30 protein-coding genes and 1 tRNA gene are annotated in these 24,099 nt (G+C 36.6%); 12 read left to right on the forward strand and 19 right to left on the reverse strand.

The genetic code is table 11. The features are described 5' to 3' along the window. Nucleotides 1–113 precede the first annotated feature (113 nt). Both MY533_RS18080 and MY533_RS18085 read left to right on the forward strand, forming a co-directional pair. A complete protein-coding gene (locus MY533_RS18080; protein ID WP_256469537.1) occupies nucleotides 114–458 on the forward strand; it encodes a thioredoxin family protein in 345 nt (114 codons plus the stop codon). Nucleotides 459–610: 152 nt separating this feature from the next. Beyond that, nucleotides 611–1,114 carry a C39 family peptidase gene (locus MY533_RS18085; RefSeq protein WP_248719236.1) on the forward strand — a complete coding sequence of 168 codons (504 nt, stop codon included), beginning with the start codon at nucleotides 611–613 and terminating at the stop codon, nucleotides 1,112–1,114. Nucleotides 1,115–1,168: 54 nt separating this feature from the next. On the opposite strand, the gene spoIIP is transcribed toward MY533_RS18085, so the two are convergent. Next, nucleotides 1,169–2,080 (reverse strand): stage II sporulation protein P, encoded by a 912-nt coding sequence (gene spoIIP / locus MY533_RS18090; protein ID WP_248717036.1) that lies wholly within the window; start codon nucleotides 2,078–2,080, stop codon nucleotides 1,169–1,171. Beyond that, nucleotides 2,070–2,609, reverse strand: a complete 540-nt coding sequence (locus MY533_RS18095; RefSeq protein WP_248717037.1) for an RNA polymerase sigma factor — start codon at nucleotides 2,607–2,609, stop codon at nucleotides 2,070–2,072. Before MY533_RS18095 ends, spoIIP begins: the two co-directional genes overlap by 11 nt. A 175-nt stretch (nucleotides 2,610–2,784) precedes the next feature. Between MY533_RS18095 and MY533_RS18100 the strand changes: the two genes are divergently transcribed. Then, the gene (locus MY533_RS18100) at nucleotides 2,785–3,006 is read left to right on the forward strand and encodes a hypothetical protein (protein ID WP_248717038.1); all 222 of its coding nucleotides are present in this window, start codon (nucleotides 2,785–2,787) and stop codon (nucleotides 3,004–3,006) included. Between the two features lie 152 nt (nucleotides 3,007–3,158). On the opposite strand, the gene MY533_RS18105 is transcribed toward MY533_RS18100, so the two are convergent. The 9 genes from MY533_RS18105 to MY533_RS18145 all read right to left on the reverse strand — a co-directional run bounded on the left by MY533_RS18105 (nucleotide 3,159) and on the right by MY533_RS18145 (nucleotide 11,981). Beyond that, nucleotides 3,159–4,046 carry a 5'-3' exonuclease gene (locus MY533_RS18105; RefSeq protein ID WP_248717039.1) on the reverse strand — a complete coding sequence of 296 codons (888 nt, stop codon included), beginning with the start codon at nucleotides 4,044–4,046 and terminating at the stop codon, nucleotides 3,159–3,161. A 171-nt stretch (nucleotides 4,047–4,217) separates the two neighbouring features. Further along, nucleotides 4,218–4,763, reverse strand: a complete 546-nt coding sequence (locus MY533_RS18110) for a GNAT family N-acetyltransferase (protein ID WP_248717040.1) — start codon at nucleotides 4,761–4,763, stop codon at nucleotides 4,218–4,220. 142 nt (nucleotides 4,764–4,905) lie between these two features. Next, nucleotides 4,906–5,898 carry an agmatinase family protein gene (locus tag MY533_RS18115; protein WP_248717041.1) on the reverse strand — a complete coding sequence of 331 codons (993 nt, stop codon included), beginning with the start codon at nucleotides 5,896–5,898 and terminating at the stop codon, nucleotides 4,906–4,908. Nucleotides 5,899–6,224: 326 nt separating this feature from the next. Next, the gene (locus MY533_RS18120) at nucleotides 6,225–7,250 is read right to left on the reverse strand and encodes a polysaccharide deacetylase family protein (RefSeq protein ID WP_248717042.1); all 1,026 of its coding nucleotides are present in this window, start codon (nucleotides 7,248–7,250) and stop codon (nucleotides 6,225–6,227) included. After that, nucleotides 7,238–7,984: a hypothetical protein gene (locus MY533_RS18125; protein ID WP_248717043.1), complete on the reverse strand. Its 747-nt coding sequence runs from the start codon at nucleotides 7,982–7,984 to the stop codon at nucleotides 7,238–7,240. The genes MY533_RS18120 and MY533_RS18125 overlap by 13 nt, the downstream gene beginning before the upstream one ends. Beyond that, nucleotides 7,965–9,638, reverse strand: coding sequence for a GNAT family N-acetyltransferase (locus tag MY533_RS18130; RefSeq protein ID WP_248717044.1), 1,674 nt, complete (start codon nucleotides 9,636–9,638; stop codon nucleotides 7,965–7,967). The genes MY533_RS18125 and MY533_RS18130 overlap by 20 nt, the downstream gene beginning before the upstream one ends. A gap of 224 nt (nucleotides 9,639–9,862) precedes the next feature. After that, the gene (locus MY533_RS18135; protein WP_248717045.1) at nucleotides 9,863–10,045 is read right to left on the reverse strand and encodes a hypothetical protein; all 183 of its coding nucleotides are present in this window, start codon (nucleotides 10,043–10,045) and stop codon (nucleotides 9,863–9,865) included. Nucleotides 10,046–10,377: 332 nt separating this feature from the next. Continuing rightward, on the reverse strand, nucleotides 10,378–10,959 hold the full coding sequence (locus MY533_RS18140; protein ID WP_256469538.1) for a sugar transferase: 582 nt from the start codon (nucleotides 10,957–10,959) through the stop codon (nucleotides 10,378–10,380). A 578-nt stretch (nucleotides 10,960–11,537) separates the two neighbouring features. Then, on the reverse strand, nucleotides 11,538–11,981 hold the full coding sequence (locus MY533_RS18145; protein ID WP_248717046.1) for an SACOL1771 family peroxiredoxin: 444 nt from the start codon (nucleotides 11,979–11,981) through the stop codon (nucleotides 11,538–11,540). A 349-nt stretch (nucleotides 11,982–12,330) separates the two neighbouring features. Here MY533_RS18145 and MY533_RS18150 point away from each other — a divergent pair, with 349 nt between their 5' ends. Both MY533_RS18150 and MY533_RS18155 read left to right on the forward strand, forming a co-directional pair. Further along, entirely contained in the window at nucleotides 12,331–13,002 is a 672-nt protein-coding gene (locus MY533_RS18150; protein WP_248717047.1) for an NUMOD4 domain-containing protein, read from the forward strand. A 330-nt stretch (nucleotides 13,003–13,332) separates the two neighbouring features. Next, nucleotides 13,333–14,019, forward strand: coding sequence for a ZIP family metal transporter (locus MY533_RS18155; protein ID WP_248719238.1), 687 nt, complete (start codon nucleotides 13,333–13,335; stop codon nucleotides 14,017–14,019). Nucleotides 14,020–14,060: 41 nt separating this feature from the next. Here the strand turns inward: MY533_RS18155 and MY533_RS18160 are convergent, their stop codons facing one another. Beyond that, nucleotides 14,061–15,089, reverse strand: a complete 1,029-nt coding sequence (locus MY533_RS18160) for an S-layer homology domain-containing protein (protein WP_248717048.1) — start codon at nucleotides 15,087–15,089, stop codon at nucleotides 14,061–14,063. Between the two features lie 610 nt (nucleotides 15,090–15,699). Between MY533_RS18160 and MY533_RS18165 the strand changes: the two genes are divergently transcribed. Beyond that, the gene (locus tag MY533_RS18165; RefSeq protein WP_134022549.1) at nucleotides 15,700–16,599 is read left to right on the forward strand and encodes a 3-hydroxyacyl-CoA dehydrogenase; all 900 of its coding nucleotides are present in this window, start codon (nucleotides 15,700–15,702) and stop codon (nucleotides 16,597–16,599) included. 105 nt (nucleotides 16,600–16,704) lie between these two features. On the opposite strand, the gene MY533_RS18170 is transcribed toward MY533_RS18165, so the two are convergent. The 3 genes from MY533_RS18170 to MY533_RS22385 form a co-directional block, all read right to left on the reverse strand. Next, on the reverse strand, nucleotides 16,705–16,905 hold the full coding sequence (locus MY533_RS18170) for a hypothetical protein (protein WP_248717049.1): 201 nt from the start codon (nucleotides 16,903–16,905) through the stop codon (nucleotides 16,705–16,707). 3 nt (nucleotides 16,906–16,908) lie between these two features. After that, complete coding sequence (locus MY533_RS18175; RefSeq protein ID WP_248717050.1) at nucleotides 16,909–17,493, reverse strand: sigma factor-like helix-turn-helix DNA-binding protein; 585 nt, start codon at nucleotides 17,491–17,493, stop codon at nucleotides 16,909–16,911. A 130-nt stretch (nucleotides 17,494–17,623) separates the two neighbouring features. Continuing rightward, a complete protein-coding gene (locus tag MY533_RS22385; protein ID WP_371873270.1) occupies nucleotides 17,624–17,899 on the reverse strand; it encodes a glutaredoxin domain-containing protein in 276 nt (91 codons plus the stop codon). A 76-nt stretch (nucleotides 17,900–17,975) separates the two neighbouring features. Between MY533_RS22385 and MY533_RS18180 the strand changes: the two genes are divergently transcribed. The 4 genes from MY533_RS18180 (at nucleotide 17,976) to MY533_RS18195 (ending at nucleotide 19,488) form a co-directional block, all read left to right on the forward strand. Beyond that, a tRNA-Cys gene (locus tag MY533_RS18180) sits at nucleotides 17,976–18,046 on the forward strand. A gap of 41 nt (nucleotides 18,047–18,087) precedes the next feature. After that, entirely contained in the window at nucleotides 18,088–18,261 is a 174-nt protein-coding gene (locus MY533_RS18185) for a YvrJ family protein (RefSeq protein WP_016993736.1), read from the forward strand. A 78-nt stretch (nucleotides 18,262–18,339) separates the two neighbouring features. Beyond that, on the forward strand, nucleotides 18,340–18,642 hold the full coding sequence (locus tag MY533_RS18190) for a hypothetical protein (RefSeq protein WP_248717051.1): 303 nt from the start codon (nucleotides 18,340–18,342) through the stop codon (nucleotides 18,640–18,642). A 561-nt stretch (nucleotides 18,643–19,203) separates the two neighbouring features. Further along, complete coding sequence (locus tag MY533_RS18195; protein WP_248717052.1) at nucleotides 19,204–19,488, forward strand: hypothetical protein; 285 nt, start codon at nucleotides 19,204–19,206, stop codon at nucleotides 19,486–19,488. Nucleotides 19,489–19,563: 75 nt separating this feature from the next. Here the strand turns inward: MY533_RS18195 and MY533_RS18200 are convergent, their stop codons facing one another. Continuing rightward, nucleotides 19,564–20,061, reverse strand: coding sequence for a GNAT family N-acetyltransferase (locus MY533_RS18200; RefSeq protein ID WP_248717053.1), 498 nt, complete (start codon nucleotides 20,059–20,061; stop codon nucleotides 19,564–19,566). 117 nt (nucleotides 20,062–20,178) lie between these two features. Here MY533_RS18200 and MY533_RS18205 point away from each other — a divergent pair, with 117 nt between their 5' ends. After that, complete coding sequence (locus MY533_RS18205) at nucleotides 20,179–20,757, forward strand: DinB family protein (protein ID WP_248717054.1); 579 nt, start codon at nucleotides 20,179–20,181, stop codon at nucleotides 20,755–20,757. Nucleotides 20,758–20,772: 15 nt separating this feature from the next. Then, nucleotides 20,773–21,111 (forward strand): CHY zinc finger protein, encoded by a 339-nt coding sequence (locus MY533_RS18210; protein ID WP_248717055.1) that lies wholly within the window; start codon nucleotides 20,773–20,775, stop codon nucleotides 21,109–21,111. Between the two features lie 76 nt (nucleotides 21,112–21,187). Here MY533_RS18210 and MY533_RS18215 read toward each other — a convergent pair whose 3' ends face one another. The 3 genes from MY533_RS18215 to MY533_RS18225 form a co-directional block, all read right to left on the reverse strand. Continuing rightward, a complete protein-coding gene (locus MY533_RS18215) occupies nucleotides 21,188–22,381 on the reverse strand; it encodes an alpha/beta hydrolase (RefSeq protein WP_248717056.1) in 1,194 nt (397 codons plus the stop codon). A 310-nt stretch (nucleotides 22,382–22,691) separates the two neighbouring features. Then, a complete protein-coding gene (locus tag MY533_RS18220) occupies nucleotides 22,692–22,985 on the reverse strand; it encodes a hypothetical protein (RefSeq protein WP_248717057.1) in 294 nt (97 codons plus the stop codon). A 122-nt stretch (nucleotides 22,986–23,107) separates the two neighbouring features. Further along, nucleotides 23,108–23,956, reverse strand: a complete 849-nt coding sequence (locus tag MY533_RS18225) for a pyridoxamine kinase (RefSeq protein ID WP_248719239.1) — start codon at nucleotides 23,954–23,956, stop codon at nucleotides 23,108–23,110. Nucleotides 23,957–24,099: the final 143 nt, after the last annotated feature.

Below are 24,099 nucleotides of genomic sequence, written 5' to 3' on the forward strand. Positions count from 1 at the left end.
ATTATTTTTTCGATATACAACTTTTTTTGTTTTTTACGAGCGAAAACATAACAATAAGTAGATAGCGATAATGCCAAACAGAAAACTTTCAGGTTGAGGAAAAAATGTGTAGAATGGAAAGCAAGGAGAGTGAAATACTAATGAAAACAATTACAACTGCTGAACAATTTAATGAACTGATCTCAGGTGATCAAAAAGTTCTAGTGAAATTTTACGCTGGATGGTGCCCAGATTGCACACGCATGAATATGTTCATCGATCCAATTATCGAAGAGTACAACCAATATGACTGGTATGAACTAAACCGTGATGAGCTTCCAGAAATCGCGGACAAATATGATGTAATGGGTATTCCAAGCCTACTAATTTTCCAAAACGGTGAAAAATTAGCACACTTACATAGTGCAAATGCTAAAACACCTCAGCAAGTTATAGAATTCTTATCTGCTCAACAATAATTAACTAGGCTAAAATAGCGTAGAACAGCTCTAATGTGTGGCGAAAGCGAAGCGTCAGCCGCAAGTAACGGAATTTTTATCTGCACAAAAAATAATGGAAAAACGAGCTGCATTTCTTTTTGAAATGCGGCTCTTTTTAAAAGGAGTATATGATGCGCCAGCAACTGTCGCTACTTGGAAAGTCTCAATACGATGCATCCATTTCACCAAAATACCATAATTCAGCTTGTGGTCCTACAACTGTACACGTAGTCTTAAATTATTTAGAGGACCAAGCTCCTTCAGTAAATAAGCTTTATAAACTTCTCGGTGGCACCAAAATCGGGTTATTTAAATGGCGTCTAATTCGCAATCTGCGCCGGCTTCGTCCGACATGGGATATTCGTGACTGTACGTTAAAGGAGGCTATGCAGGAAATCGATGCAGGTCGCCCTGTCGCTATACGCTTTGACCGCTATTTCAGCTTAAATTGGTGCGATAAAAAATCTGCTTTTGCCTATCATTGGGTTCCCCTCATTGGCTATGAAATACGCAATGATGAGCTATGGTTAATACTCCATGATAACGGCGGCCCTAAACGTGAAAGTAAAATTCGAACGGCTCCTTTTAAAGATAATGAAAAAGTGTTGAGCTTCGTGAAAATTACACCGAACTAAGTAAGAGCGTGCCTGCAATGTTAGACATGCTCTTTTTTCATCAATAACCAAGGCTTATTTACTCTTCTCAAGAATAACTTTTAGAGCTTGTGCAAAAACATCCATTGATCTATACGTTTCTTCTAACGTATTATCTATACCTCCAACTTCTAATAATACTGAATTATCATGGAGTTCTTGATTATAAGTATTTTGGGGATCAATCCCTTTTTCTATTACACCTACGGATAGTCCCGGATATAATTTTTCTAGTTGTTCATGAAGCTGAGTGGCAAATATTTTATTCGTTTCATAGTTTCCACTCGTTTTTGATACGACAAATTTAATTTTTGCATAATCTTGCCCTTTCATTTCAATTGTGGATTCACTTCTTTTTTGAGAATCTCGATGTATATCAAAAACCATGCGAATGCTGTCATTTTCAGCTAAAACTTTCTGTAAATTTTCTCGTGACACTTTATATGAATCTGGAAAGTATGAACCCCTTTGTTTTAAGATTCCGTCTATATCTGTCTCATCATGAATTGAATTAATGTCCATTTCTTTTAATGCTCTACTTAACTCTTTACCTACCAGTGTTACATTTTTAGTATTACTATACGGTGGCTGCTCTCTATACGCCCGCTGTTTAGGAAGCTCCGGGAAAAATGATTCCCTGTTATGTGATTGATAAATATAGACCACAGGTTTCTTTTCTTCCATTGCATAAGACAATGCCCCCCTTCCATCACTTTGGGCTACCTTTGAAACTATGCCACTCCCATTTAAAGAGATTAGCCATGAAAAAATAAATGCACAAACTAAAACACCGCTTGTAATCACAGAGAATTTTGTGAAGATCCTTTTTTTACCCAAGCTTCGTGCTCGTTGTCTAAGAGTATTTTCAGTTGCAGAAACAAATTCCTTTCTAGGATGTTGAGGGTACATTTCTTTCAGCATGTCAAATAAGTCTTTTTCATTTTGCATTTGTCAAAACCCCCTCTATTTCAATATTCAGTTTTCTTTTAAGCTCTTTTAGGGCTCTATGATAATCAACTTTTACTTTCGCCGCACTACATTGAAGAATTTCCGAAGTCTCGTTTATGGAAAATTCATTAATACCTCTAAGAATGACTACTGCTCTATAATTAGGTTTTAATTTAGCAATAGCTTCATGAATACATTGTTTTAATTCTGTTACCTCAAATTCCTCATCAGGTTTCTTTTCATTCGAAGATAACTGATTAAAAAAAGCGTCCTTAAATAGTGAGGCAAACTTTTTCTTTCTGTAGTGATCTATTGCTACATGTTTTGCGATTGAAAAAATCCATGTTTTTAAATGATAGTTACCTTTAAAATTCAATAACCCTTTTAATACCCGAATAAATACTTCTTGGGTCAAATCCTCAGCATCATTTTGATTTCCCGTAAAACAAACTAGAAATCTATAAACGTCTAAGTAATACAAATTGTAAATTTCAACTATTCTTGATTCTAAGTTATTTGAATCAATCAATCTTTCCCCTCCTTTTACTTATTTGCTTATAATTCGTTTGAGGTTAGGAAAAGGTTACAAAAAATTATAAGGTTGCTTCACAAAACGTATGGTTGATTTCCGTTCCGACTGGACGCATTGTTGCTGTCGCTTTGCTTTAGCAGAGCAGAGCTTCCTGAGGGGTCTGATGAGTAGCTTGGGGCAACAAGGTGTTGGTCACGAAGGCGTTATCACAGAACGTGATGGTTTTTGCCTTCGTCCCTCTATTTCTAATCCCAAGGAGTCACCCAGTCGTAACGAAGATCAACTTATACATGACATACGTATTAGCAAAATGTCATCCCAACTTATGATGATGAGCAATAAAAAAGCAGAGCATATTTCTATACTCTGCGTTGATGACCATGATGTTTGTTAATCAATTATGCCTCGACATAATAGTGCCCAAATTCCGCTTTGTGCTAGGCATGCAAATGTTTTTTGTACGAAAGCGTAGCGGTAGCAATAAATGTTTTTTGTACCGAAAGCATAGCAACAGGTACAGATGTTTGGACATCCCGCTGAAAGAAGTTAAATAAGCGAATACAATGAGCGTGCCTGCTTGGCGATTAATGTGTAGCCACGTTCTTCTATTTCTTTGAACGTTTGAGGCTCGTAATTAGGTAATACTAAGCTCGCTAAATCTGCCTCGATTGGTACATTCGTTTGAATTGTTGCAAGCTCGTGTGACAATTTCAACATGTCTATATTCTCTTTAATTTTCGTGCGTTGACCTGGCTTTAATTCGTCTATCGACGTAAGAACATTTTCGATAGAACCATATGTTTGAATTAACGTAAGTGCCTGCTTTGGTCCAATACCTTTAACGCCTGGGTAACCGTCACTCGTATCCCCCATAAACGCTTTGACCTGCGCAAATTGAATAGGTTCGATGCCATATTCCTCCTGAAAGCGTGTATGTGTATAAACGTCATATTCTGTGTAGCCCTTTTTCGTAAAAGCAATTTCCGCTGATGGTCTTAAAAGTTGCAGTAAATCCTTGTCTCCGCTAATTACTGTAATGTCAGCCTCATCCTGAAACTTTGTAATCATTGAGCCAATTAAATCATCTGCCTCCATTCCTTTAACACCAAAATTTTGCCAGCCTATTTGTTGCGATAAATTTTTCGCCATATCAAATTGCGGTAGCATTTCCTCTGGTGGTGATGGACGATTAGCCTTATAGCCATCAAATAATTCGTTACGGAATGTATGTGCACCCATATCCCAACAAACAGCAAGATGGGTTGGCTTCATAATAGATTGTGCCGTTAATACATGACGTACAAATCCTTGGGCACCATTAGAAGGTGTCCCATCCGCCAGGCGAATATAATGCCCCATCGCAGCCGATGCAAAAAATGAACGGAATAATAGCGCCATGCCATCCACAATTAAAAGTTTTGGTTTTGTTGTCATATAAATAGTCCTCTCTATTACAATACAATAATTGTATTTATCTATCATACTTTTATAAAGCATTGTCTATTATAGCAAACTATATGAGAACATCTACAATATATAGCATAGTGTTAATTTTATGCAGTACCTAAACTTTCATCAATTACGCCCGGCATAATCATCATTTTATTAGAGAGCCGAGACGGGGTATTCTGTCTTTAAAAGCCCATAAACACCAATGTCTTCATATGTATCCACTAAAAATCTATGTTGTCTCAATGTTCCCTCTTTGCGCAATCCACACTTTTCTAACACCCTAGTCGATGGTTTGTTTCTAGAAATGGCAGATGCCCAAATTTTGTTAAGACCTAGTTCGATAAAACCAAAATGAATCATGCTATTTACAGCTTCAGTTGTGAAACCTTTCCCCAAATAATCCTGACCAAGCCAATAGCCAAGTTCACCTCTATTGTTTACCTTGTCAATTCTTAACGTAATCGTACCTATAATTTCTCTCGATTCTTTTGAAACAAGTGCTAGGGGGTATTCGACTCCCCGTTTTAGAAGTTCTGGATGCATATCAATCCAATCTTGTGCGAACTTCAATTCATATGGGTACGGAAGCCCAAGTATATTGGCTAATCTTTTATCATTAGCCAATTCTTTGATTCTGACTGCGTCATCCATAGTAAAAGGCTCTATACATAGACGCTCGGATTCTAATTTTATCACCATATTTCCTCCCCCTTTGTTATCAATATGCCCCCTTGTTCTGGACAATTTTTATGCAAAAACGACAGCTTTTTATAGGCCATAAAAATTTTTAGTTGATTCCACCACACTTTACGACCTGCGTGAGATGCCGACTTTTACTAGATTATTTACCGACACCATGGACGTTATATTTTTGAATACGATTGCGGTAATCCAGTCGAATACCGGTTAGCCATTGTAAAAATGCTGTCACACCCATTTTCACTGTTTCGGGGCGTAGGTCCCCCTCCTTTGGATCGGCATAGACAAAGTCAATATGGCGGACTCCTTCATTTTCTCCAATGAGCTTTAGAATATCAAATAATTCATAGGCCGTTAAACCACCTGGTGCTGCAGCAGGTACATCTGGGGCGAATGTAATATCGAGCACATCCAAATCAACAGATACATATATACGATCTACCTCATACATAAGCTGACGGAGCATTTCACGAATCGTTAATTGTATGCCATCTCGACGCATTTGCTTTAACGTAATCATATGTATCCCTTGTTCTTTCGCGTAGTGAATCATTTCTGGTGAATTAAAAAAGCCGTGTAACCCGACATTATAAACATGTTTCCCCTCTACAACGCCTGCTGCAATGAGCTGCTGTATTGGAGAATCCATAGCTAAGCCAATTTCCTCCTGATTCCGAGCATCCAAATGCGTGTCAATTTGAATAATCCCTATGCGATCCTTTGGAAAAGCATTCTTTATTCCTCTAAGAGAGCAAGCTGTTATCGCATGATCTCCACCTATCAGACACGTGAAACTTTTAGAATATGCGGTGCTTAAACTTTCAGCTGCAGCTTCTATAGCAGACTCTGAAAGCATTCTATCCGTCCCATGGATGGCCACATCACCTACATCAACGACTGCTAACGTACGCAAATCTACTTGCTCATCTAAATTATAAGATTGAAAACTTGGCCAAGCCTTTCGAAATGCTGTTGGATACACCGCCTTTTCGGATCGTTTACTAGCATACGATAATAAAGCACCGTACAAAATAATATCTACATCATTTGGAAGTGGATTTTCTTTTTGCTTCACCCATTGATGCATAGCTGAACCATTTTCTTGCTTATACTGCCATTCTGGTTGAATAAACATGTTAACCGACCGCCTTTACGTCATTTTTATATACTATCTTTAAATATTCCCAATTCATATCAGTTGGGCGTCCAATGTCGAATTAAAGTCAATTGCCCTATACTTTTTTATTGATCCTATAAATATACCTAGTAAAATATTTTCCACATTAATAGTACCATTAGTACATACAATTTCGTCAAAGTTCGGTATTTTCCCTCTTAATTTCTTAAAAAATCTACATACTCCATTTACCCCTTTTCACACAAAAAGTAGCAAACTAGGCAATTTTCTAGTTTGCTACTTTTTATGTTTGATTCAGCAGGGTTTTCTTCCCCCACTGATTATTAGTCTTCACCTATCGTGCTTTTGCGGGATAAAGTTTGGCAAAGCTCTGCGACCTCGTGCATCGTATAGCTTTGAAAGTTATATTGATGATGCAATTCCTGATAATACTGTAAAAGCTCCTCAAGCATCGCTAAATTTTTTTCGATGTTCTTGCCAAAATTATGAGGGTGCCACCATAAATGATAAAAGGCTTTAGACCTTGCAGCTGCATGCATTCCCTCTTTTATACGTTGGACTTTTAAGCCTTCAAAAAATCGCAAAGGTCTACAATAGGGCCTTAAAAATGCACTTGAACGAATGTTAATAAAGGAGTCCTTTTGCATTTCTTCTAGCGTTACTAGATGATTTCCCGTTATATTAACATAGCTATCCAGCCATTTTTTTGCAGCTAATAGCCGACCTTTTCTCGTAAATTTTTGAGGATCGTACAACGGATGTTTTTCATTTCCTCGATAGCATACAAATCCTACTTCCTTACATGCTGGGAAATAGGCTTCATTCACTTGATTATGCGGAAAGACAATCGATTTCATTGGTCCGATATTTTCCTCACAAATCATGGCAGTAGCATGTAAATCTGCACGAAAATTTGCTTCAGTTTGTCCATTTTCTAAACAGTAAAAATGTGAGAATGTATGACTGCCTATTTCTTGATGCGGCGTAAGTTTAATCTTCTCAATTAAGGATTTGCCGAAATGTAAAAGGTCCTCTTGCTCATTTTCTCCTACTTTTGCAAGTTGCGTATGTGCTGCGTAGCGCATGTTTTTATATTTTATTGGAATACCTCTTAAGTAGTGAGCCATTTCAGCTTTTGTTTCTGCAAACAATAGACCTACTGTTGCCCAAGTTGCATGAATGCCATACTGTTCAAACAACTCTAGTATTTTAGGCAATGCTTCACGGACGCCATATAAATTTTTATTGTATTGTCCGTGCTTAAATACATCGTGGACACCCCAATTTAGCTCAAAATCCAATGATATGACAAGACCTCCACGATTTACTTCAATAACTACTTCCTCCATTTTTGCACGCCCAGTAACAGTGCACGTATTTTGGATTGGGTAATGTAACCAGAATATACATCGACGACTTGTCCACCGAAGCCTAGTTTAAACGCGCGAACATTTTGATCATCTGTCAGCTTCCCCATATCATATAACACAAAGCCTTGCTCCTTTAAATGCAATAAATTATGCCATAGTAAGAAACGATTTGCATATCGAATTGGTCGTATTAAATGCTCTGGCATTGATTGTAAATGACAAGTCGCTACATAATAGGACATCGCTTTTTTAGCGTATATAATATCAAGTCTATAGCATAGTGTTTGTCCACAAAAGCTGCGAATCTCAGACAGCCATAGTGCTCCTTTATTTTTTAAAAGCGTAATAGCTTCCATTTGAGACTTACTAATTAGCTCGAGTTTTTTTCTTTTTGCGAAGTTATTATAAAACTGTTGAAAGGCTCGTAAATTGTCATCTGATGGTTCCTTATAAATAAAAACTTGATAGGACTCTTTTTGTGCACGACGAAGAATTTTCCGATTACTTTCTGAAAGAGCAAGATATAATGATAACTCACTATCTGTAAGGTGAATATGAACCGTTTTACTTTTAACAAGCTTACGGCTTGGTACAAGTGAATTTGTATAGCCAATAACCTTCATTGATTTTCTAACATTAGCTGGCTTCTCTACGAAATAAAAATGCTGCATTGCGATATTCCATCGCTTACTTTTAATGGACAGAATGAACATCGCCCCCACTTTCTGTGTATTTTTCTACATGATTTCGCTCATAACGAGCACATTTAAAATGTTTCATTCGAGAAATACGTTTATAGCCTAGCTGCAATAATTGTTTACGCTTTCGCCATTGCCAAAATCTCGCAGTAATCCAAAGTGTTTGTGCAGGTTTCATTTTTTGGAAAAAGGCTGTAATAATATCGATATTTTTATAAACATCATAGGTTAAAAAATATGTCTGCTTTGGCAATGCTTCAACAATTTGCAAATCATCTACATGCCAGTTCATCGCATGTAATGCAAACGCAGGTTTATTCGTTTCTGCATAAGAATCTTTGTAAATCGTGTATCCCTTATAAAATAGAGAAATAATTTCTTCCTTATCAAGTTGCATCGCCTCCTGTATCGACAACTCCTCAAACAAATCTCCTACAGGTCGTTGCGGTGTAACATTATTTGATGGGGATAATTCATACAAATTCACTTGCTTAAAACGAATAAATTTTTCTACGAATAGTTGTCCATATTCTAGCCAATTTTTTACTTTCCCATACTTTACTAAGTAACGTAATTGACCTAGAGTATTGCGTTTCCATTCCACGACACGATGATTACCTTTTAAAAATTCCTTGAGCTGTTCCTTCAGCGTATAGCTACTTGCCAATAGCCTTGCTCGCTTCGTTCCACCGCTTACGAGCATACGCCTCGTAAAATCAATATTAGAGCGCCAATCGAACTTATACGGCTCATAGCCAATACTCATATCGAACAAGCGATAGTTTTCAGAATAGGCTCGCTTAATCGTTTCTTGATTCACTAATCTGTTAGGCCCGAATATAGTAAATGTTGGCTCATGTGCAAGTGCGTAAGTTACATAACGTCCACGACAGCAAATTCCGTATGTGAAGGCAATCCATTGGTCTTCAAAAACAAGTGCATCAACCTCAACTTGCAATGCCTCCCCTTTAAGAAGCGTTAACTGTTCGAAAAAGTCCTTTTTCTTCCCTTTCGTAAAATCACTTATATCTATTTTTTTTGCCCACTGTCGATCAAATAAGCTAAACATTTGCCAAAGTTCATCTCGCGAAGGGATTTTCCTCGTTAAGGAGCCTAATTTTTGTAGCTTCCGTTCTCTGCTGTCCATACCATGCATTGTTCTACGTTGATTGAAGTAGTTAGGAATATCTACATCATGAAAGGCAAGATACGGAGTCACTACACGAAAAATACTTGGACGTAACTGCCTTTCAACAAAATATTGCTCAATGACCTTTGTAGAGTCTTTGCTTTCCAATAATCCATGAAATGAAAATAGTAGATGTTTATACTTTTCAATGAGCTGATCAAACACAAAGGTTATAACGGGCAACAGCCATTCTTTTTTCGCTACAACACCTGAATAATTCGCCATATTTTCTCCTGCAAAGGCATAAATTCGTATTCCCCATCGAAGTCGAACTATGAAGGGGAAAAAGGCAATAATCGTACCATTTTCTTCAACAGCATAGAGCTCGACACGCTCTCTTCGTCCAACAATTTGCCACCAGTTATAAAACCAAGCAAATTCTATAAATGGATTATCATTGTCCTCAGATGCTAAAATTTCATCCCAAATATCCTTGTACCACATAAGCTCATCATCAGTTCGAATGCGAATTAATTGCAAATTAATCACCTTTCTTAGCCGATTTAAATACAGCCTGTTCGTAGATAAATAGCGTTTTCTGATACATTGGTAGAAACGCGGCGTTCACTTGCGTTCCCCATTTTTGACGTAAGCTCTCATAATATTTAAGCCTTTTCTTTAGTAAATCTTTATCATCTCGATTAATTAAAAATCATTCTCATACTCAGAAATTACCGCATTGACAACGCCCACATTCGTAGGAGTTAATCGGAAGTCCTGCTAGGGATTGCTTCAATAATCCAATCTGATAACAAGACAAATACATGACTTTCCTCAACTAAGGATGTGACATCCAATTGATTGCCCAAAAATGAGGCACGATTTATTAAACCTTTATCGGCAATAAATTCTTCTAAACGAGGGCGCAGTGAGCTATCACCGATCAATTGCAAGCGCCAAGGTACTCAGAATAAATCCTGTCTTTTTGGCACTTCAAAACGAGCAACCATCACGATTAATGGATGCTCCTCATTCTCTTTTATAGGTGCTACGTGCTTCTCTATTTGATCGATGCCATTATGAATGTCAGCATTTTATGAGCAGGAGCAATTTCGCTGCATAGCTGAAGCGCCACAGTGACGGATCATAAAGGCCTGCTACAATAGTTACCTCGTGACTGTCTTGCTTTAATTTTATGGCGAGTGCCTCCATATGCTTTTACGCTCCTCCAATCTTATCCATACGTGAAAGATCTTCAGAACTTAACACTCCTTAATTGTTAATAAGCACCTGTTCGAGCTAAAACTACGAAAATTGTTTTGATGATAATTTTAAAATCCATCCAAAAGGAATAACGATCAATGTATTCTAGGTCATATGAAATTTTTTGCCCGTGGGAAATACTAGAGCGGCCGTTAACTTGAGCAAGTCCTGTTAAACCAGGCTTTACTTCTAAACGCCGTGCCTGTAAAGTGTTATAAGCATTTGTGATGGTCGGAACTTCTGGACGTGGTCCAACAATACTCATATCTCCTTTTAAAACATTAATGAGCTGTGGAATTTCATCAATACTGAACTTGCGAAGAACGGCCCCAACTTTTGTGATTCGTGCATCCTGTTCAGTTTTAAAAAAATATTCATCCGGAATTCCGTCTGCACACATAGTAGGCATATTCACTGGAACTGCTTGTATAGTCATTGTCCGCAGCTTCCAAATAACAAAGCGCTGATGATCCTGTCCGGTACGGATTTGTTTAAAAAAAACGGGGCGGCCTGTGCTAATAAGTAAAACGAGGAATACTACTAACATAAGAGGAATGGTAATGAAAAGTAATAGGAGTGCCCCCGCAATATCAAACATTCTTTTCCCGTACTGACTATAAAATTTAATAGTCTGAGCTGACTGCTCGTGCAACACATCATCCTTCGCATTTTTTTACCACTTAACTTTATATATTCATTTGGGCCATTTATAGAACTACTTTTGAAGAAGCAATTTTATAATAATATGTAGAAAAAAGGGGCATCACCATAACAGTTAGGCCTTTCTTGGGGATGTCGGGGAAACAAGGTTTATTGCGCGAAAGTGAAGCGTCAGCGGCAATGTTTTGACTGCGCAAAAGCGAAGCGTCAGCGGCAATGTTTTGACTGCGCGAAAGTGAAGCGTCAGCGGCAATGTTTTGTCTGTGCGAAAGCGAAGCGTCAGCGGCAATGTTTTGTCTGTGCGAAAGCGAAGCGTCAGCGGCAATGTTTTGTCTGTGCGAAAGCGAAGCGTCAGCGGCAATGTTTTATCTGCGCAAAAGTGAAGCGTCAGTCAATAAGACGCAAAGTCTTCACTCCAATATGACTACTAAAAATGCATACATGAAAAAAAGGAGTTATTTCAAAATCATTTTTGAATAACTCCTCCTATTTTAGCATGAATAGAGATGTTCCCTTTTACCCTTGTATAATCTGTACTTCGCATGTAATTTGAACATTTCCTTTTAACGCTTTACTAATCATACATGTTTGTTCTGCCTTCTCAGCTAAGCGATTAATTCTTTTTCGTTCTCGCTCAGATAAATTTTGTACAATAATTTTTGGCTTATGGACGATTTTCTCATAAGTAAAAACTCCGTTCGTGACATCAACAAAGCCTTCAGCTTGCATAGACAAATCCAACACAGCAATCCTCGAATTTTCAAGTAATGTAGCCAGTGTAATTAAATAGCAGGTTGCTGCCGCTCCTAGCAGCATTTCATCAGGATTTGTCCCCATCCCTGGCCCATTCATTTCTCGAGGAATAGAAATTTTCGTATTTAGATTGTCTGCAACAATAGTACCCGTCCCATTTCTCCCCTCCGACCATTGTAAATTCATAGTAAATAAATGTTGAACCATAAATAAATCCTCCTTTTGATTATATAGGGTACGAGTAGAGCATTTACTTTAGGGACCTTTTGCTCCATCACTTAACTCAGTTTTCTTCGTTACCGACCAATTCTATTATCTGTCTAATCAGTTTGCAAGGTTACTTGAACAATTCTAATTTTATGGAAATGGAGGATAGTCGCTCCTTCCGGATCATCGTACGCCCAACCCGAACGGAAATCACCCTAGCGACAAACACAATTCTTCCCTTGGCCTAAAAAATTTTCAGTACAATAATAAAACATCCAATATTTAAGAAAAACAGGAAAACTAATTTTATGGTAAAATAGAAAAAACAATTCTTTAGGAGATTTAAAAAATGACTTTAACAAAGCAACAAGCAATACAAGCACTTAAAAAGAACAAATTTATCGGTTTTACTACTAAAACAGGAAATATTATTATGAAGAAGATGAATAAAACCGATTATAATATTTTTGTATTTGAAGAAGGCAAAGATAAACCAGTACGTTATGTAGGTTCTATTATGAACATCATGGCGACAATGAGCGACAAAGCTTCTAACAAGGATTTCGTTATTGTGGAACAGCTTTCAACTCAAAATAAAGAAGAGGCTGAATCTGTAGAGAAAGATGACATCAAAGAAGTAGTGGAGTCTACAGAGAAAGCTGAGATTAAAGAAACTGCTAAACCTGCAGAAAAAAATGAAGCAAAAAAAGAAAAAGTAGAAAAACCAGCTGACTTCGATGAAGAAAGACGTGCTATTTCAGGTTACGAGGGCTTATATGATATTACGGCGAGCGGTCGAATCATTACAGTACGTGAAAATCGCCCATTAGCTCGATGCAACGATGAATATGGTTTCCATATTGTTCGACTAACAAAAGAGGGTACTGCTTCAAGTCACAATGTTTTTGAACTTTGGAAACAGGCATACCCTGAACTTGAACAAACTAATTTTAAAGGTGCCTTAAAAGCGAAATATGGTACAGGCTGTAAGCTAAGCGATAAACCAGGTATTCACTTTTAACCCTTTTAGTGAGTGTCACGAAAATTTGCAGCAGCATAATTGATTTAAAAACCCCGAACGTCGATACATTGACGCTCAGGGTTTTTAAATTATGGAAAGAAACCTATTATAATTTGCGATTAATATCTATTCCGGTTTGATCACGCAGATTTCGATAATAAAGCCCCTAATAATAGATTTATCGATAAATTAACCTCTTACTTTTTAGTAATTCATACAACGGACCTTTTTCTAAAACTTACGACTATCATATTCATTTCTACTTAGCATATATTTTTTAAAAACAGCTTAAAGAATATATAGGGTGGAGGAATTTTGCAGTTGAGCGCGATGATACTTGGTGGCTTTCTTTTTTTTAGTGCTAGCATTGGAGGAGCTCTAGCTTGGGTATTCTCTAGGCTATTCAAGCATACAACTCATGGATTATCATTATTATGTGGTGGATTTTTAGTTGGCTTACTTGTTGTAGACGTCATTCCTTCTTCTTTTCAAATATACAAATCATTTGGCCTGTTACTTGGCATTTTATTAGGCTATTTAATGTTTGAAGTTCTTAATAGTTTATTTCACACTTCTCATACTCAAAATCCCTCAGTATCACTATTGGCAATCGCTATCATTATCCACACTATTCCGATGAGTCTTACTGTCGGACAGCTGTTAGGGAAAGCCTCACTAAGTGTTGCCATAACAGCTTCTATTATTCTACATCATCTACCAGAAGGCTTTGCACTTTCTACAGCATTATTATCACAAGGAGAACGGCTTTGGAGACTCTTTATTTATTTTATAGCATTTTCGATTTTCTTTAGTATTTTCATACAGATCGGCCAATATTGGGAGTTATCTGATAAGGCACAAGGTGTACTAATGGGCGTATCGATTGGGTTAATAGCAACAGCCAGTATTTCAGAATTTATTTTGCATCATATTCGGTCAGTATCAATAAAATCACTTATAGCATTCGTTTTATTAGGTTATTTATTAAGTCACTTATTTCATATGCTGGTCGAATAAAAAAGCAATCCACCCCATATTGTGGATTGCTTCTTTTTTAATTACTTTTCGTCACCAATTAACATTAATGTTAGTGATAGGATTTTAGCAAACTGGGCTCGTGAAAGATTACCTTTTGGATTAAATTGACCGTTTGCTCCATCAATTACACCTAATTGCTTTAATAATCCGATTGATTCAACAGTTTCCTTACGCATTTGGTTTTTGTCTGCAAATGGGTTATTTTTGCTAACCTTACTTACATCAAATTCCATTCCTTCTAAGTATCTTGCAGTTACAAATGCCATTTCCTCACGTGTAACAGGTTTATACGGCTCAAAATTATCACCATCAAAAATATCAATGATGCCATATTCCTCTAAAATCGCTACTTCCTTCGCACCCGGGTATTTAGCTAAATCTTTATATGTAGCAGGACCTTCATAATCTTCCTTCACATCTAATCCTGAAGCACGGAAAATCATAGTAACTAATTGTCCGCGTGTTACTTGACCATTTGGGGTAAATGTTGTAGCAGATGTACCTTTAATAATGTCTAATTGGAATAATAATTGGATATAGCCCTCTGCCCAATGTCCAATAGTATCCGTAAAGTAACCACCTGGTTTTAACACAAGATCATTTTCCTGAATTGATCCAATAAAATCATTCAAATCCTCATCAGCAAAAGCTTGCCATTTCCCTTCAGCATAAACTTCCGCCTTAAATGCATTTCCAGATGGAGTAAATCTCATTTGAATAGAGTCACCGAAAAGCTCTTTAAATTCTTTTTGTTCTTGTGCACTCATTTCAGTAGTTTTCAATAGTGCTTGTAACGAAATCTTTACTGTCATATTATTTTTCGTCGTTACTAACGTCATCTCTTTATCTTCATAAGATAATTTAGAAATTACTAGTGTTTTATAAAGATCTTGGTATGTCATCGATTGCGCCTGTTTAGTCGCTGCAACTGCCTGTTTTGGGTGGATAATACTAGAAACATCTACAGTTTCTTGAGCATTTGCTTGTAATCCAAAACCTCCTGTAAAACATGCAATACTAAGCGCACCAGCTAAAAACGTCTTTTTCATTATACCTGCCCCTTTCCATTCATAAATTCAGTGTACTAAAACAACTGTTAGTAAATCTATAAAAATATGTAAATTATTCAAAATTATAAAAAAGTCCTATTTTCTTAGAAATATAAAATTACTAAATCTCCAAAACTATCGGGAAGTATATTACCTAATTTCTACAATGCATTAAGTACTTTTTTCAATAAATCCAACGAAATGTACCATTATTCCTCGTTTGGAATAAACACCCTATCATAAATATGCTTTATGCCTCTTTTTATTTATGCAGAAAAATTAGTAAATTAGTTTATTCTTTAGTAGGTATAAAGTAGATAGCCGTTGAAATTATACTTTTAAAGGACTCGAATCCATTAATAGTCATGCAATAAAATATAATGAACGCCAAATGGACAAAGCATTAGCAGCTATTGAACATTAAATGTCACTCTCTCGGGTGACGTTTTTTACTTTTGGGGAAATTAATGAAGTCATTATATCATTATAACAATCGAGGCTTTCATTTGATTTTTTAATATTAGAAGAAGTAGTATGGAGGTGTAACAAGGGATACAACACATACCCTTACAATTATATTAATGTAACATTATCGAAGGAGGAATTTAGGATGAATTATCAAAATATTACAGTTGCAGGTAGCGGTGTTCTAGGTAGTCAAATTGCTTATCAATCAGCTTTTAAAGGATTTAATGTAACCGTATACGATATTAATGATGAGGCCTTAACAAATGCACAAGATCGTATCACAAAATTAAAACCGTTATACCAACAAGACTTAGGCGCGACGCAAGAAGAAGTTGATGCTGCATATGCACGATTATCATTTAAAAGTGATTTATCAGAAGCGGTTGCAAATGCCGATCTTGTAATTGAGGCGATACCTGAAGTTGTTAAAATTAAAACGGAATTTTACACAAACCTTGGCAAAGTTGCCCCTGCTAAAACAATCTTTGCGACAAACTCATCTACATTATTACCAAGCCAATTTGCTGAAGCAACTGGTCGTCCAGAGAAGTTTATAGCGCTTCACTTTGCAAATACGATTTGGAAGAACAACACAGCCGAAATTATGAAGCATCCAGGCACTGATATGAAAGTTTTCGATGAAGTCGTAGAATTTGCACGTGCAATCGGCATGGTTCCACTTCCATTATATAAAGAACAACCAGGCTATATTTTGAATTCATTACTAGTTCCATTTTTAGATGCTGCTGAATCACTATTAGTAAAAGAAGTAGCAGACCCAGAAACAATCGATAAAACATGGATGATTGGAACAGGAGCACCACTAGGTCCATTCGCCATCCTTGACATTGTCGGCATTAACACTGCCTTCAACATTGTTGAGGCAAAAGCCGCTGCTACTGGTGAAGAAAACTTTAAAAAATTAGCCAATCTCTTAAAAACAGAGTATATCGATAAAGGCAAACTAGGTCGTGCAACAGGCGAAGGCTTCTATAAATATCCAAACCCAAACTTCGCAAAGCCTGATTTCCTAAAAGGCTAATTAATAAAACGATGTACATAGTGTCTTCACTATGTGCATCGTTTTTTATTTCAAGGTGTTGGAATTTAGGTTGCCGGGTAGCCCCGAAACAACCGGGTATAATGTTCACGAGAAAAAATCCCAAAAACTAGGTGCATCCTGAAATTCTACTGTTGCAAGCTTCTCTATAATTTTTAATTTAATTTCTTGTTCCAAGTCTTCCCTTTCCTGAAATTCTGTATTGTGCAAACATTGTTTTATTTTCGGTATGAAATTTTCAATAATCGTTAGCGCCTCTTCATTGTATTGATTTTCCAAAATTGCCATATATTATTCCCCCTTTTTACTGAGTGTAGTTTTGAGTTTATTTAAAGCCTTCCTATGAAGGTTTGATATATTCTGCGGTGTAGTTTGTAATGTGTGAGCTATTTCTTTTATAGAAAGCTCTTTTACATAAATCATCTCTAATATTTGAAGTTGTTTAACCGTTAGTTTTTTCAAAGACTTTAAAAGCAGTTCATCTTCAATATTGTCAAATAATCCTCCATCAACTATATGATCCAGTTCTATTCCCACGCTTGCATCTTCTATTTGCTCTTTCGCGGTCGTGCCACCTTCTTCTGATAAGCCCTTATCTAATATTAATAAAGCACGATTTTGTAGCCTTCTCCTTTTTTTATCAAAATCTAAGCTAAAAAAATAAATTAAATTACTGACATATTTGATTTTCCTAACATTTATATAGTGGGATTGGAAAGATTCATCGACAAGTTTCTTATTTTGTTCGGTTGGATATAAGATCGCCTTTTGCACCAAATAAAGATTATTGGAATCCGACAAAAAGCTTTTTATGATTGGATTGTTAACCTGCGCATTATTTCTATAGAAGAATTCCTCTATTTTTTGTTTCTCCATTTAATTATCCCTCCAATACTTCCGCCTTCTTTCTATTTAAAGTGAATGTTGTATCTATATTATAAACCAAAATAGGAACAAATGTTCTTAAAAAGAATAAAAAAAACACCTTTTATACAAAAAAGGTGATTTAATCCAACTCTTTCAAATATCTAAAATAGCTTTTATTTTTTCTGGCTGAATTATGATCAGCGACTATTAATGGGATAGCACTACTATTAAAATGCTTTAAACTCTTTAATACGTGCTCTTCATTAATATCCTTATTAATATACGTAATATTATTTTCTTGTAACCATTCCTTTAACCTAACACAATAGTGACATTCCTCGCTTGAATATTCCGTTATATCATATTTCATCTTAGAGACCTTAAAGAGGTCTAAAACATAAGAAATGGAAACCATGACAAAATAATTTTTTTTACAGGAAGGTTGTTTTTATTACAGAAGGATCCTCTTTACATAGTACAGTTACAATTTCGGTGATATAGCCAAGCGGTAAGGCAAGGGTCTACAAAACTTGGATCCTCGGTTCGAATCCGAGTATCACCTTATATTACTAATTTGGAGTAAGAGGGAGGTTGATTTACATTATGACACCAGAAAATGTTCCAATTTGGATTAGCCTAATAGGAAATTTTGGATTCCCTATTGCCATTACAGTCTATCTATTCATTCGCTTTGAAAGGAAAATAGATAAATTAGAAGCGGTCATCATGGAGTTATCTGAAGTTATTAAATCTCTTAATTACAAAAAAGGAGGGTGAACCACATGGAAATTGAAAAATTAATGGCGGGTGTTCAAACATCTGCTAAAATTTAAATGAAGGGTGGGAGGGTCTAAATTGGGAATTGGATTAGTTGCTTTGGGATTAGTATTGGTATTAGGAGTAGTTTTTATGGTAAGTCTTGGTAAATCGAATAAAAAGAAATATATAATTTGGGGAATAACTATGATGTTAGTTATTGCTCCTTTATTCTCAGGGGTTGTTTCTATTCTGTATGGGAGATATGAAGGTGAGGGGTTTGCGGCGGTCGCACTAATGATGGTCATGTTTCCACTTCTATTTTTAACTGGACTTGTGCTTCTTATTTTAGGAATTTTTAAAAAAGGGAAAGCTAAATCTATTAAGCCAACGGATGCGTAACAGCTTTTATTGCTTTTCATATGACTTTCATTTAACGCTTATATTTATTATTGTGCAGGTAATTGACTTACGCTTGATTTCCTACTAACTCGCGTTGGTGGGTATATTATTTTCTTTCACTTTTTATTTTGACCAGCATATAATTAATTGCTAAAAAGGTTATCTCTTCTGTATGATTGTAAATAATGGGAGGGGAAATTTATGATAGCCTACAGGAGAATTGCTGTACTATATTTTCTTATTATGTTCCTTAGCATTTTTATTGCAACACAAGTGAACAGTATATTAACTGGGGTATTGGTTCTTGCTTTTTTGTATTGGTTGTTTATTGGTTTTCCTTATTTACTACAAGAAAAGGTAAAGTTTTTCGAGATATGTTGGAATTGGTTAACGAAAGGTGGAAGAATAGGTCCTAGAAACTAAAGATTTATACATTCATTTTACTGAATATTCAGATGAATAAACTAAGCAATGTGATTAAATCCTGGAAGCTTACATGCTTTATCAGATTTTTATTTTAAGCATACTATACAACTATAAAGGGATCGATTGGAGGCAATTATGATTAGCAACAATAAAATTGCAAAGGTCAATATTGTGCTGGCAATTTTACTTGCTTTAGGTATCACCTATAATTATTTTTACAACAATGCACCAATTCAAATTGAACTCTTAGGCAATTTAGGATTTTGGCTAGTATTCCCATTATCAATCATCAATATAGTACTGAGCTTAAAACTACTGAAAAATAAAAAGAGTAATGCTAGTAGCTACGTCACTTTTACGATTGCTGTCATTCTTTTAATCATTGCTTTATTTTTATTGTTTCATTGGACCACGCCATAAAAATCAAAAAACTCCAAGGGGAAAAGCTCTTGGAGTTTTCGCTTAAATGGCTGTTCAAACATCCACTGAAATAAGTTATAGAAACAAAGCCATATAATCCTCATCAAAATATTGCTGATCTATTTTTAATGCCCTTTTCTCTGTTCCAAAAACCTCAAACCCTAAAGAAGAATACAGTCCTTTTGCTGAAGCATTCGTTGATACAACCGTTAGATGAAGCTGTTCAACTCCCTTTAACTCCCTCGCTTTGTTAATTACTTCGACCATTAAACGCTTACCAATACCAAACCCGCGCTTTTTCGGAGAAACATACACCGCAAAGATGCTCGCTTTATGCTTTAACTTAAGCTTACTTTCCTGCACTAGCGTCGCAACGCCCACTAATTGTTCCTGATCAAATACCCCTAACGTAAAAGAGCCTTGTGATTCAAATCTGCTGGCAAACAGCTCAATCGGATTATCCTTTTCCTCCTCAAAGCTAGAGCCAAATGCTTCAGGATTATTTTGTAGCGCTTCTAATCTTAAATTCCGATAGGCTTCAGCATCTGCAGCTATTAAAAGTCTACTATTCATTTTTATCCCTCCTACGATACTTTCCATTTTTATCGCCAATTCTTAATCGTTTTTTATATACTTCCACAAGATAGTTTCCTAAAATGGAAATAACAGTACAAAGGAGAAGGTTAAAATATGAAATCGAACAGCATGGCGCATCATTTTCATCTATTACAAGAGCAACGAGTTCACTATGTACCTTGCATTTATTCACTCCAAGAGGAACAACTATGGCACCGCGAAAAAGAAGAAAAATGGTCTATCGGTGAACATTTCTATCACCTTTATCTAATCTTAAAAATGCTAAAAACAGCAACAAAGTTTTCCTTACTACTGACGCCTTACGCAAAAATGCGAAGAAACAAGCCTTTCGCTACAGAAATACATGATATATACGAGGAATATAAAAACAAAAAAGGAAGCGGCATGAGAGCACCAGGAATATTAGTGCCTCCCTCCAAAATACGTTTTACGCTAAGTAGCGACGACATCGAACAATTACTAGTAAACGAAACGAGCGCAATGCAAAAATTAGTAAAAAATATTGAGGAGGATATTGCCGGGCATATTGTCTTTCCAGACCCTATTGCTCACTACCCTAACCTTATTCAATCTATCCAGCTACTTGCCATCCATGAAAAGCATCATTTTACAATAATGACGGCGCAATATAATCGATTGATTGCATCAAGTGAAGTTTTAAGTTTAAAATGAAAAGAGGCTTGAAATATGAAGATTCTAGGAAATATTATTGATGATCAAGGAAGATGTAAGCACTATTTTAAAAAGCAAGATACCATTTCAATTAAATTTAAATGTTGTGGGGAGTATTATCCTTGCTATAAATGTCATGAGGAAAATTCAAATCATAAAATTCAGCCATGGAAGAAAGAAGACTTTCATGAAAAGGCAATATTTTGTGGTGTATGTAAAAGTGAATTAACGATTCATGACTATATGAATCACAAAAACTGTAAACATTGTCATACTCTTTTCAATCCAAATTGCAGTAAGCATTTTCATATATATTTTGAGACGGATAATAATAATCCTACATGTACTTTCTAAATATAAAGGCCTTTGAAGGATGATTAATTCCTGCAAAGGCTTTTCCTATTACTATAACTGGAGCTACGTGTAATGATTATTGATTATATTTTTGAAGAAATACTTTTACTTTCTCCTTGGCAAATTGTGTGCTCAAACTACCTGGATTTGCATCAAAGCCATGATCGACCTTTGGAAGAAGATAAAGTTCGTGCGCTACACCGCTTGTAGTCAGTTTCTCATCCAAGACGTTCGCCTGCTCTACAGGAACAATACGATCACCCGTCCCTAAAAACATAATAGTTGGGGGCGTTTGTTCATGGATATAGCTTATAGGGGAAAGTATCTTATAACGCTCAGGGTAATCGGATGGTGAACCTCCGATATACTTATCCATAACATCTTGAACATAATTCTTACTTGGATTGTTCGTGTAAAACGCAGTCATATCTGACGGCCCATACATGTTAATTACTGCCCTGATCGGTACATCCGGAACATCCGTTGATGGCAGTAAATACTTATCTCCCAAACTATATGCGGCAAGCATAGCTAGATTCCCCCCAGCAGACTCTCCCATTAAAATGATTCTGTTCGGATCAATCTTATACGTATCTGCATTTTGCACGATCCAACCAATCGCCGATTTAACATCCCCTACTTCATCTTTCCAACCTGCTTCAGGAGGCATACGATATCGGACATCAAAAACAGTATACCCTTGATCATTCATCCACTGATTCCAGTCTTGCACTTGGCCTTTATCTCCACTTACCCAACCACCCCCATGCACTTGAACAATGACCGGTGTTAAAGCATCCTCTGATTTTTTCTTCGCTGTCCACACATCAAGCTTTAGTTCGATGCCGTCCGTAGTTTTCCCATACACCACATCTACACTAGGTTTTGTTGAGATAGTTTGTTTATAGAAAAAATGTGAGCTAAGAGCAACCGATACATTCTCGCTTTTAGCATAGCTTTTCATATTACTCATTGGCTGCACAGTTAAAAACATCAATAATAACAAAATAGGAAATAACACTGTAAGAGCAATGAAGGTTTTCTTCCAAAAAGAAAGAGCTAACAAAACGATTATCATTAATGCTGTCACTACTAGAATAACCGGAAATATAGAAGCTCCCCATGCAAGGAGACTCATTATTTTATCCATATTACTCGGGTTAAAAATATAGTAGGCCACTATAATAATAATAAAACATACTATCACAGAGAGGATTGTGAGTAGCCATTGAAGAAAACCTCTAGGTCGCCAATTTGTTGACTGATTCATTTTTTAAAACCTCCCCTATTCCAAAGAACTTCACCCGTACGATGGTTTAACACATACGATATGTTATTATCACTCCCATTTAAACATGCAGCCCAAGTTCATCTAGTAGCAATTTTGTCACCACATGTTAATTGTACACGCACAAATCACACTTGATATTACAAAAAATGCCCGCAACCATTAAACTTGGCTACGGGCTGTTCACTATTTCATTGAATAAATTGAGAAAGTGCCATGTTTTAGAAAGGTAGAATGCTTAAGCTCAGTCAAAAACTGCATAAAAAAGAGCCGAAAAGATTCGATTCGGCATTTATTCAAACATTCCTATACTGAGCTCCCTACAAAATGATTCTATCGTGTCACGCTCTTCTTTTGGCAATGCTTCGTACTCAACCAGATATTGTGCTGAAAAGTCTTCTAGCTCCTTATAACTGACTTCTCTTGTCAGGACGATTCCATTGACCTCATTAGCCAATTCGTTTGCCGCCACAATATCTGTAAACGCAAAGGCTTGTTCTTCGTCATCGGTAAATGTAAGAAGGTCAATTTCCCCCTGGTAATAGCGATTATCTACTTGCACTACATAATATCTAATTGAATCCATTATACACCTCCCTAATTCATGATTTTTATTATTACCTCTTTTCATAAAAAATCCATCCCTTATCAATAAATGGATGAATACTCATGTCACAACGCAGTTATAAAAATCCTGTCATACATTTTTTAAAGCAGCATTCGTAAAAACGTTTCAAAGTTCACGCCTGCTTCACGTGGAATTTGCGCCTTTGATGTCGCTTCAATTGAAGCAGCCAAAAATGTCTCGGCAAGTTTCATTGACTCAACTAAATCCTGTCCACGCATCATACCACCCATAATGACGGATGCAAACAAATCACCCGTGCCTGAATAGCTCTCACCATTGTATTCTCGGATGCTAGAAAATGAACGATGTGCATCGACATACATATTGCCTACATAGCGCTTATTTACATCTGCTGGCGGCGGATTCAAACCAGTAATAATAACGTTCGCTTTAGTTTCCTGCTGCAGCTGATGGCCCGCTTCCTCTATCGCCTGAAGATAATCAGAATCGTCCTGATAGCTCTTTAGCTTCTCGTATGACAAACCCGTAAGCAAGCAGCATTCTGTAATATTTGGCGTAATAATATCTGCACATTTCACGAGCGCCTTCATACGATCAAGCAACTCGCCAGTATACATTTTATACACCTCGCCCAAATCGCCCATTACCGGATCGACAAGCAGCGTTGTTTCACTCGAGTGAAAGACGTTTAAAAACCGAAAGATATTATCGATTTGCTCCTTCCCTGTCACAAAACCTGTGTGAATACCATCAAAGGTTGCTCCAAGCTTGCTCCACTCATCCACAAAGTAGTCCATCTTTGACGTTAAATCCTCACAATAAAAACTCGAATACCCTGTTTGCGCCGTTAAAATTGCCGTTGGTAATGGCACCGCCTGAACACCCATCACTGACAGCACAGGCATCGCAGCCGTTAACGAGCACTTCCCAAAGGATGACATATCCTGAATTACAGCAACTTTTTTCATCATACTCTCCACCTAACTAATCCTGCTTGTTCTCTCATCGTATCATAATTAGCTAGATGCGAAAATGCACTCCGTTATAGAAAAACAAACTGACCTTAAATATTTTTATCAAATTGGCACTTTTACGATAGTCAGTCCTTTGC

The organism is Lysinibacillus sp. Ag94 (genome assembly GCF_023242215.1).
GTDB lineage: Bacteria > Bacillota > Bacilli > Bacillales_A > Planococcaceae > Lysinibacillus.

Excerpts from the sequence above, each read along its gene's own strand:
- MY533_RS18175 (WP_248717050.1), bottom strand. The coding sequence starts at position 17,493 with ATGGAGAAACAAAAAATAGAGGAATTCTTCTATAGAAATAATGCGCAG.
- MY533_RS18160 (WP_248717048.1), bottom strand. The coding sequence starts at position 15,089 with ATGAAAAAGACGTTTTTAGCTGGTGCGCTTAGTATTGCATGTTTTACA.
- MY533_RS18150 (WP_248717047.1), top strand. The coding sequence starts at position 12,331 with ATGACTTTAACAAAGCAACAAGCAATACAAGCACTTAAAAAGAACAAA.
- MY533_RS18120 (WP_248717042.1), bottom strand. The coding sequence starts at position 7,250 with ATGGAGGAAGTAGTTATTGAAGTAAATCGTGGAGGTCTTGTCATATCA.
- MY533_RS18140 (WP_256469538.1), bottom strand. The coding sequence starts at position 10,959 with ATGTTTGATATTGCGGGGGCACTCCTATTACTTTTCATTACCATTCCT.
- MY533_RS18145 (WP_248717046.1), bottom strand. The coding sequence starts at position 11,981 with ATGGTTCAACATTTATTTACTATGAATTTACAATGGTCGGAGGGGAGA.
- MY533_RS18195 (WP_248717052.1), top strand. The coding sequence starts at position 19,204 with ATGATTAGCAACAATAAAATTGCAAAGGTCAATATTGTGCTGGCAATT.
- MY533_RS18215 (WP_248717056.1), bottom strand. The coding sequence starts at position 22,381 with ATGAATCAGTCAACAAATTGGCGACCTAGAGGTTTTCTTCAATGGCTA.
- MY533_RS22385 (WP_371873270.1), bottom strand. The coding sequence starts at position 17,899 with ATGGTTTCCATTTCTTATGTTTTAGACCTCTTTAAGGTCTCTAAGATG.
- MY533_RS18105 (WP_248717039.1), bottom strand. The coding sequence starts at position 4,046 with ATGACAACAAAACCAAAACTTTTAATTGTGGATGGCATGGCGCTATTA.
- MY533_RS18165 (WP_134022549.1), top strand. The coding sequence starts at position 15,700 with ATGAATTATCAAAATATTACAGTTGCAGGTAGCGGTGTTCTAGGTAGT.
- MY533_RS18210 (WP_248717055.1), top strand. The coding sequence starts at position 20,773 with ATGAAGATTCTAGGAAATATTATTGATGATCAAGGAAGATGTAAGCAC.
- MY533_RS18185 (WP_016993736.1), top strand. The coding sequence starts at position 18,088 with ATGACACCAGAAAATGTTCCAATTTGGATTAGCCTAATAGGAAATTTT.
- MY533_RS18200 (WP_248717053.1), bottom strand. The coding sequence starts at position 20,061 with ATGAATAGTAGACTTTTAATAGCTGCAGATGCTGAAGCCTATCGGAAT.
- MY533_RS18125 (WP_248717043.1), bottom strand. The coding sequence starts at position 7,984 with ATGTTCATTCTGTCCATTAAAAGTAAGCGATGGAATATCGCAATGCAG.
- MY533_RS18225 (WP_248719239.1), bottom strand. The coding sequence starts at position 23,956 with ATGAAAAAAGTTGCTGTAATTCAGGATATGTCATCCTTTGGGAAGTGC.
- spoIIP (WP_248717036.1), bottom strand. The coding sequence starts at position 2,080 with ATGCAAAATGAAAAAGACTTATTTGACATGCTGAAAGAAATGTACCCT.
- MY533_RS18155 (WP_248719238.1), top strand. The coding sequence starts at position 13,333 with ATGATACTTGGTGGCTTTCTTTTTTTTAGTGCTAGCATTGGAGGAGCT.
- MY533_RS18110 (WP_248717040.1), bottom strand. The coding sequence starts at position 4,763 with ATGGTGATAAAATTAGAATCCGAGCGTCTATGTATAGAGCCTTTTACT.
- MY533_RS18115 (WP_248717041.1), bottom strand. The coding sequence starts at position 5,898 with ATGTTTATTCAACCAGAATGGCAGTATAAGCAAGAAAATGGTTCAGCT.
- MY533_RS18220 (WP_248717057.1), bottom strand. The coding sequence starts at position 22,985 with ATGGATTCAATTAGATATTATGTAGTGCAAGTAGATAATCGCTATTAC.
- MY533_RS18085 (WP_248719236.1), top strand. The coding sequence starts at position 611 with ATGCGCCAGCAACTGTCGCTACTTGGAAAGTCTCAATACGATGCATCC.
- MY533_RS18170 (WP_248717049.1), bottom strand. The coding sequence starts at position 16,905 with ATGGCAATTTTGGAAAATCAATACAATGAAGAGGCGCTAACGATTATT.
- MY533_RS18080 (WP_256469537.1), top strand. The coding sequence starts at position 114 with ATGGAAAGCAAGGAGAGTGAAATACTAATGAAAACAATTACAACTGCT.
- MY533_RS18205 (WP_248717054.1), top strand. The coding sequence starts at position 20,179 with ATGAAATCGAACAGCATGGCGCATCATTTTCATCTATTACAAGAGCAA.